The organism is Methanobrevibacter sp., assembly GCF_036307625.1.
In the GTDB taxonomy this organism is placed as follows: Archaea; Methanobacteriota; Methanobacteria; order Methanobacteriales; family Methanobacteriaceae; genus Methanocatella.
The window spans coordinates 1-6916 of record NZ_JAXJXF010000025.1 but is presented as its reverse complement, the minus strand read 5'-3'; the positions used below and the strand labels follow the sequence as shown (position 1 = coordinate 6916).

The 6916-nt window shown below is 32.1% G+C and carries 10 protein-coding genes and 1 pseudogene; all 11 read left to right on the top strand.

Annotated elements, in window-relative coordinates; translation table 11 throughout:
- Window positions 1-378: pseudogene (locus tag UIB65_RS01125) on the top strand (tryptophan--tRNA ligase); the annotation flags it as partial.
- The gene (locus UIB65_RS01120; RefSeq protein ID WP_330039310.1) at window positions 378-1007 is read left to right on the top strand and encodes a stage II sporulation protein M; all 630 of its coding nucleotides are present in this window, start codon (window positions 378-380) and stop codon (window positions 1005-1007) included. The pseudogene UIB65_RS01125 and the gene UIB65_RS01120, both read left to right, overlap by 1 nt.
- Before the next feature lie 44 nt (window positions 1008-1051).
- Window positions 1052-2248, top strand: coding sequence for a threonine synthase (thrC, locus tag UIB65_RS01115; protein ID WP_330039309.1), 1197 nt, complete (start codon window positions 1052-1054; stop codon window positions 2246-2248).
- Window positions 2249-2508: 260 nt separating this feature from the next.
- Window positions 2509-2709 carry a histone family protein gene (locus UIB65_RS01110; protein WP_296803943.1) on the top strand — a complete coding sequence of 67 codons (201 nt, stop codon included), beginning with the start codon at window positions 2509-2511 and terminating at the stop codon, window positions 2707-2709.
- 466 nt (window positions 2710-3175) lie between these two features.
- Window positions 3176-3544: a 50S ribosomal protein L7Ae gene (rpl7ae, locus tag UIB65_RS01105; protein WP_296803942.1), complete on the top strand. Its 369-nt coding sequence runs from the start codon at window positions 3176-3178 to the stop codon at window positions 3542-3544.
- Window positions 3545-3578: 34 nt separating this feature from the next.
- Window positions 3579-3785: a 30S ribosomal protein S28e gene (locus UIB65_RS01100; RefSeq protein WP_116669816.1), complete on the top strand. Its 207-nt coding sequence runs from the start codon at window positions 3579-3581 to the stop codon at window positions 3783-3785.
- Between the two features lie 14 nt (window positions 3786-3799).
- Window positions 3800-3961 carry a 50S ribosomal protein L24e gene (locus tag UIB65_RS01095; protein ID WP_292608826.1) on the top strand — a complete coding sequence of 54 codons (162 nt, stop codon included), beginning with the start codon at window positions 3800-3802 and terminating at the stop codon, window positions 3959-3961.
- Window positions 3958-4410, top strand: coding sequence for a nucleoside-diphosphate kinase (ndk, locus tag UIB65_RS01090; RefSeq protein ID WP_292747301.1), 453 nt, complete (start codon window positions 3958-3960; stop codon window positions 4408-4410). Before UIB65_RS01095 ends, ndk begins: the two co-directional genes overlap by 4 nt.
- 37 nt (window positions 4411-4447) lie before the next feature.
- Entirely contained in the window at window positions 4448-6238 is a 1791-nt protein-coding gene (infB, locus tag UIB65_RS01085) for a translation initiation factor IF-2 (protein ID WP_330039308.1), read from the top strand.
- A 37-nt stretch (window positions 6239-6275) separates the two neighbouring features.
- Complete coding sequence (locus UIB65_RS01080; RefSeq protein WP_330039307.1) at window positions 6276-6659, top strand: 30S ribosomal protein S6e; 384 nt, start codon at window positions 6276-6278, stop codon at window positions 6657-6659.
- Between the two features lie 60 nt (window positions 6660-6719).
- A partial coding sequence (locus UIB65_RS01075; protein ID WP_330039306.1) for a GTP-binding protein occupies window positions 6720-6916 on the top strand: 197 nt, incomplete at its 3' end.

Below are 6916 nucleotides of genomic sequence, written 5' to 3'. Positions count from 1 at the left end.
TCTACATATCACAGGTTCCTAACTGGTTTAACCGGTGATAAGATGAGCAGTTCAAAGCCATCTACTGCAATTTATCTTAATGATGAAACTAAAGATGCAATAAAAAAAGTCAAATCAGCTAAAACCGGAGGTAGGGAAAGCCTAAAAGAACAACAGGAATTAGGCGGTGAAGTTGATAAATGCGTAATCTATGAAATGTTGCTGTATCATTTCATTGATGACGATGACGAGCTTGAAAAGATACGTCATGACTGCAAAAACGGAACATTGCGTTGTGGTGATTGTAAGGCAATGGCTGCTGAGTTAATGGAAAAATTTATGGATGACTTAAAAGAAAAACAAGTTGAAGCTCGTGAAATTGCTAAAACTTTGATATAATGCTTTACAAAATCAAAACAGAAGTGAAAAAGGCATTTGTTGAGAATAAATCTGCCGTTATTGCTTCTGCCTTTATTCTTTTTATTTCATTAATTTTGGGATTTGTCTTTGCACCGTCTCTTCACAGCTATTTAAATCCTGTTGTTGAAGACTTAACCAATAAAGTTGAAACAGGTGTTGTTCAGTTAACTTTCCAGGACATTTTTATTAATAACATAATGATTGTCCTTCAGATGTTTATTTATGGATTGTTTTTCTGTATTTCTGCTTTAATTTTAGCATTTAACGGATTTTTTGTAGGTTATTATACTGCAATATCTCCCAATATTTTGCAATCGATAATTTTGATACTTCCTCATGGAATTTTTGAATTCACTTCATGTATTCTAGCTTGTGCTTCAGGTTTTATTTTGTTCAATTTTGTTTATATGTTGTTTAAAACTTTTCTGAAGGAAAAGGAAAGAAAATTTATTGATAGGTTGTTTTATTCTTATGAAGTGAATTTTGATAAGCTGATGCAAGCTTTCATAATACTTTTGATTGCTTCAATTCTGATGGTTATTGCAGGATTAATTGAAGTTTATCTTACCATACCTATAGGTAAATTTTTAATTTCGGCTATTGGTTAAATTTTATATAATAATAATTTAAAAAATATATACAGTGATTTTTTATGATAAGATGTGTTTCATGTGGCGAAGAATATGATGATGATGAGGTAATTTACACTTGTGAAAAGTGTGGCTCTGTTCTTGAGCTAGTTAATGATATTGATGTTTCTAAAGATATTTTTGACGGAAGAAAAGATACATTATGGAAATTTAAAGAGTGTATTCCCGTAGATGAATCTAAAATTGTTTCTCTTAATGAAGGTGGAACTCCATTTTGCAAATGTGATAAGTTAGGTGAAGAACTTGGCGTTAATTTATATGTTAAGGTAGAAGGTTCCAATCCTACTGGAAGTTTTAAAGATAGGGGAATGACTGTTGGAATGACTAAGGCTATGGAATTGGGTGTTAATACTGTAGGTTGCGCTTCAACTGGTAACACTTCCGCATCCCTTTCAGCTTATGCTGCCCGTGCAGGTTTACGATGTATTGTATTTTTACCTTCTGGTAAAGTCGCTTTGGGTAAATTGGCTCAAGCGATGTTCCATGGTGCTGAAGTCATGTCAATCAATGGAAACTTCGATGAAGCACTTGAAGCAATGACTGCTCTTGCATTAGAAAAACATCTTTATTTATTAAATTCAATCAATCCTTATAGATTAGAAGGTCAAAAAACAATTGGATATGAAATTGTAAGGGATTTAGGTTGGAAAGCTCCTGATAGAATTGTTTTGCCAGTAGGTAATGCAGGTAACATTTCTGCTATTTGGAAAGGTGTAAAGGAATTCTATGATGCTGGTTTTATTAAAGATGTTCCTATGATGACAGGTATTCAGGCTGAAGGAGCATGTCCAGTTACCAATGCATTCAAAAAAGGAGATAAAAGAGTTGTTCCTGTTGAAAATCCAGAGACTGTTGCAACTGCAATACGTATTGGTGCTCCTGTTAGTGATATTAAAGCATTAAATGCAATTTATGATTCAAATGGTTATTCAGAAACCGTTAGTGATGAAGAAATTTTGGATGCACAAAAATTACTTGCAAGAACTGAAGGTATTGGTGTTGAACCAGCGTCTGCAGCTTCAATTGCAGGTCTTAAAAAACTTGTTGATGAGGGTGTTGTAGATAAAGGTGAAACAATTACATGTGTTGTTACCGGTCACTTGCTTAAAGATCCAAACACTGCTATTGATGCATGTACTAAACCTACTGAAGTTGATGCAGATATCGACACCTTAAGAAAAATTCTTATGGAAAAATAAATTTATCTTTTATAAATTTTATTTAATTTTTTTTTTATTTTATCTTTTGCTTTTTATTTCTTTTTTTTCCAAAGTTAAAGCTCATATTTCTGTTTTAAAGTCATGTATGAAAAACATTTTCAAAGATAGTACTGTCACCTTTTAGGTTATTTTAGTTTAGTTTACTGTATTGAAATATTTCAAAATTAAAAGTATTGAACCAATATATTTATATATAAGCAAATAAAAACTATTATTATCAAAAAAATGAGGTGTAAATTATGAGTGAATTACCAATTGCTCCTGTAGGAAGAGTATTAAAAAATGCTGGTGCACAAAGAGTAAGTGATGATGCAAAAGTTGCATTAACCGAAGCTATCGAAGATTACGGAAATGAAATCGCAGCTAAAGCTGTAGGTTTTGCACGTCACGCTGGTAGAAAAACTGTAAAAGCTGAAGATGTTAAATTAGCAATTAAATAGATTTGTTAATTATCTAAGATAGTAATTTATTTACTATCTCTTTTACACTTTTTATTTATTTTCTTAATTTTTATTTTTAATTTTGCTTATTTTGACTTATTTTTACAAACATTTATATACTATGCAAACCAATTTATTATTGTCTAGTTCTCTAGAATTATTTCATTAATTACTAAATTTTTATTTTTAGTTTTGCTAAAAATTATATGAAATTCAGAAATTATTTGTATTGAAAGTTTAATCCCCCTTGTTTTTTTATTACGGGATTATATTTAGTGATATATGAATTATTCAAGAATTAGTATTATTAAAAACTATATTAGATTATTCACTTATTGAATAATTTGAGTAATTTCTATAGTTAAAAGATAATATAACTATATATAATTACATTATATTATGATTCAAAAGAATTATAATATCTGCCGATGGATGGCATAGCCAGATGAAAAAGGAGGTATATTTTATGGCAAACATTTATGTAAAATTTGACACACCAGAAGAATTAGCTAAACAAGCTGAAGAAGCATTAGAAACCGCACAAGCTACAGGTAAAGTAGCTAAAGGTACTAACGAAGTAACCAAATTTATCGAAAGAGGAGATGCAAAATTAGTTGTTATCGCAGAAGATGTAGATCCTGCTGAAATCGTTGCACACATTCCTGTTTTAGCTGATGAAAAAGAAATTCCTTACGTATACTTACCTACCAAAGAACAAGTTGGTGGAGCTGCTGGATTAACTGTTGGTACTGCTTCTGCATGTATTGTAGATGCTGGTGACGCTGAAGCTGCTGTTGCTGAAATCGTAGAAAAAGTTGCTGAATTAAAAGAATAAATAAATTCTTTTAAAGGATTTTCACGGTGATAAAATGGAAGAAGGAACTCCTGCTGAAGTCATTGAAGTTTTAAAAAGAACTGGTATGACTGGTGAGGTAATGCAAATTAAATGCAGAATCCTCGATGGTAGAGATAAAGGAAGAATTTTAACAAGAAACATTATGGGACCTGTAAGAGAAGGCGACATTTTAATGTTACTTGATACTATTAGAGAAGCTAAGGAAATTAAGACTCCATAAGAAGGTGTAACAACATGAGAACTTGTTCATTCTGTAGTAAAGAAATTGAAGAAGGTACAGGAAAAATGTACGTTAAAAAAGATGGATCAATATATTTCTTTTGTAGCAGTAAATGTGAAAAAAATATGATTAAACTCGGAAGAGTTCCAAGAAAAGTTAAATGGGTTAAAGAATGATTCAAAAAAGTTTTGTAATGATGAAACCAGACGCTGTTCAAAGACGTCTTATGGGTAAAATATTATCTCGTTTTGAAGAAAAAGGTCTTCAAATCGTTGCTTGTAAATTAATTCAAATTGATGAAGATTTAGCAAAAACTCATTATGGAGAACATGCTGAAAAACCATTTTTCCCAAGTTTAGTAGAGTATATCACTTCATCCCCATCATTAGCTATGGTAATTGAAGGAGAAGAAGCTATCACTACTATTAGGAAATTAGTTGGTGCAACTAATCCTTTAGAAGCAGACCTTGGAACTATCAGAGGAGACTTTGGTATGGATACCGGTAGAAACATTATTCATGCTTCAGATGCTCCTGAATCTGCTGAAAGAGAAATTGCTCTTTTCTTTAATGAAGATGAAATTTGCGATTACAAAATCGTCGACAATGATTTAATTTATGAATAAATTTAAGATATTAAAAATTTATTATTAAAAAGATACTATGAAAATCAGATCCCCGATTGTATCAGTATTAGGTCATGTAGACCACGGAAAAACTACATTATTAGATTATATTAGAGGTAGTACTATTGCGGATAAGGAAGCCGGAGGTATTACTCAACATATTGGTGCTACAGAAATTCCTAACGATACTATTGAAGAAATCTGTGGAAATTTCATATCACGTTTAACTATCAAAGATTTAATCCCTGGTTTGTTTTTTATTGATACTCCAGGCCATGCAGCTTTCACTAGTTTAAGAAAACGTGGTGGAGCGTTAGCAGATTTAGCGGTGTTAATTGTTGATATCAATGATGGATTTAAACCACAAACATTTGAAGCGTTAAATATTCTTAAAATGTATAAGACTCCATTTATTGTAGTAGCTAATAAAATTGACATGATATTTGGTTGGGAAACTCATGAAGGTGCTTCATTTAAGCAATCTTTTGAACAACAGGCTCAAAGTGTTAAACAAGAGTTAGATACAAAAATTTATGAAATTGTAGGTACTCTTCATAAGGAAGGTTTCCAATCCGAAAGATTTGACAGGGTCAGTAATTTCGCTTCCCAAATCAGTATTATTCCAATTAGTGCTAGGTCTGGAGAAGGAATTATTGAAGTTTTAGCTATGCTTTTAGGGCTTGCTCAAGAGTATTTGACAGAGCAACTTGAAATTAATGAAGATGCACCTGCTAAAGGTACTGTTTTAGAAATCAAAGAGGAAACCGGATTAGGCTTAACTATTGATAGTATTATTTATGATGGTGTTTTACGAACTAATGATGAAATAGCTTTAATGACTTCTTCAAACGAAGTATTGACTACTAAAGTTAGATCTATTTTAAGACCACTTCCACTGGAAGAAATGAGGGATTCTAAAAAGAAATTCCAAAAATTTGATGAGGTAGTTGCAGCCGCTGGTATTAAAATTGCTGCACCTAATCTAGATGATGTTGTTTCCGGTTCTCCACTTAGAGTATTAAGTGATAACGAAAATGTTGAGGAAGAAATCTTAAAAGAAATTGAAGATATTACTATCAGTACAGAAGATGAAGGAATATTGGTTAAAGCTGACACATTAGGTTCTCTTGAAGCAATTGTTAAATTATTAAGAGAATTGGATATCCCTATTCGTGAAGCAGACATAGGAGATGTATCTCGTAGAGATATTATTAATTCATCCATTGCTTTAAATGAAAATGATACGCATGGTGCTATTATTGCATTTAATGTTAATGTTCATCAAAATTCTGAAGAAGACCTTAAAAATTCAGATGTTAAACTATTTAAAGGTGATGTAATCTATCAAATCATTGAAGATTATGAATCTTGGATTGATGAAATAGAAAAAGCTAAGAAGAAAGCGTTTTACGATGCTATTATCAAGCCTGCTAAATTCATGTCTTTACCGAAATTAGTTTTCCGTCAAAGTAAACCCGCTATCATTGGAATCGAATCCTTAAGCGGTACAGTTAAACAAGGTCAAACTTTAATTAATAAGAATGGTGAATATGTTGGCGTAATTGCCAGTATGGAAGATAAAGGAGAAACATTACCTGATATTCCTAGAGGTCAAAGAGTTGCAATGGCTATTAAGGACGCTATTGTTGGGAAACATTTTGACGAAGGGGATGAACTGTATGTTGATATTCCTGAAAAACATTACAAATTCATTGAAAGAGAATTTAAAGAGAAACTAACTGAAGATGAATTTGAAACTTTATATGAATTTGTTGAAATTAAACGTAAACAAGACCCTGATTGGGGTAAATTTGGTCTTTTTGAATAATAAATTGGGTTTATAAAATAATTAAGGAGGAAATACCATGGCATTCAAAGTAGTTGTGTCTCAGGGAGCTGAAACTCATCAAGTTGAAGTGGATGAAGCTAAAGCTCTTAATGGATTAGTCATAGGTGATGAATTTGATGGTGGAATCGTTGGTTTAGATGGTTACACTTTAAAAATCACTGGTGGTAGTGACAAAAACGGTTTTACCATGAAAAAAGATGTTTCTGGTACCAGAAGAATAAAAAGTTTATTAACTGGTGGTATCGGTTACCATCCTAAAGTTGCTGGTGTCAAAAAAAGGAAAACTGTTAGAGGAAACACTATCGCTGAAGATATTGTACAAATCAACACTGTAGTTACTCAAGCTGGAAGCAAATCAATAGCTGATATTCTTGGTGCTGGTGAAGAAGAGGAAGAATAGTTTTACTATTTTTCTTATTTTACTTTTAGTCGAATTAAATTATGAAAAAGGTGGTTATCTGTGAACGTACAGTCAGATGTTAACATAGGTTTGGTTGGTCATGTCGACCACGGTAAGACTACTCTTACTAAAGCATTATCAGGTGTATGGACTGATACTCACAGTGAAGAAACAAAAAGAGGTATTTCAATCCGTTTGGGTTATGCGGACGTCGAATTCAGAAAATGTCCTGAATGCGGAGAACCTGAATGCTACAC

Bases quoted from the DNA above. Each gene is read 5' to 3' on its own strand.
- thrC (WP_330039309.1), top strand. From the start codon at position 1,052: ATGATAAGATGTGTTTCATGTGGCGAAGAATATGATGATGATGAGGTA.
- UIB65_RS01100 (WP_116669816.1), top strand. From the start codon at position 3,579: ATGGAAGAAGGAACTCCTGCTGAAGTCATTGAAGTTTTAAAAAGAACT.
- UIB65_RS01095 (WP_292608826.1), top strand. From the start codon at position 3,800: ATGAGAACTTGTTCATTCTGTAGTAAAGAAATTGAAGAAGGTACAGGA.
- UIB65_RS01080 (WP_330039307.1), top strand. From the start codon at position 6,276: ATGGCATTCAAAGTAGTTGTGTCTCAGGGAGCTGAAACTCATCAAGTT.
- UIB65_RS01120 (WP_330039310.1), top strand. From the start codon at position 378: ATGCTTTACAAAATCAAAACAGAAGTGAAAAAGGCATTTGTTGAGAAT.
- rpl7ae (WP_296803942.1), top strand. From the start codon at position 3,176: ATGGCAAACATTTATGTAAAATTTGACACACCAGAAGAATTAGCTAAA.
- ndk (WP_292747301.1), top strand. From the start codon at position 3,958: ATGATTCAAAAAAGTTTTGTAATGATGAAACCAGACGCTGTTCAAAGA.
- infB (WP_330039308.1), top strand. From the start codon at position 4,448: ATGAAAATCAGATCCCCGATTGTATCAGTATTAGGTCATGTAGACCAC.
- UIB65_RS01110 (WP_296803943.1), top strand. From the start codon at position 2,509: ATGAGTGAATTACCAATTGCTCCTGTAGGAAGAGTATTAAAAAATGCT.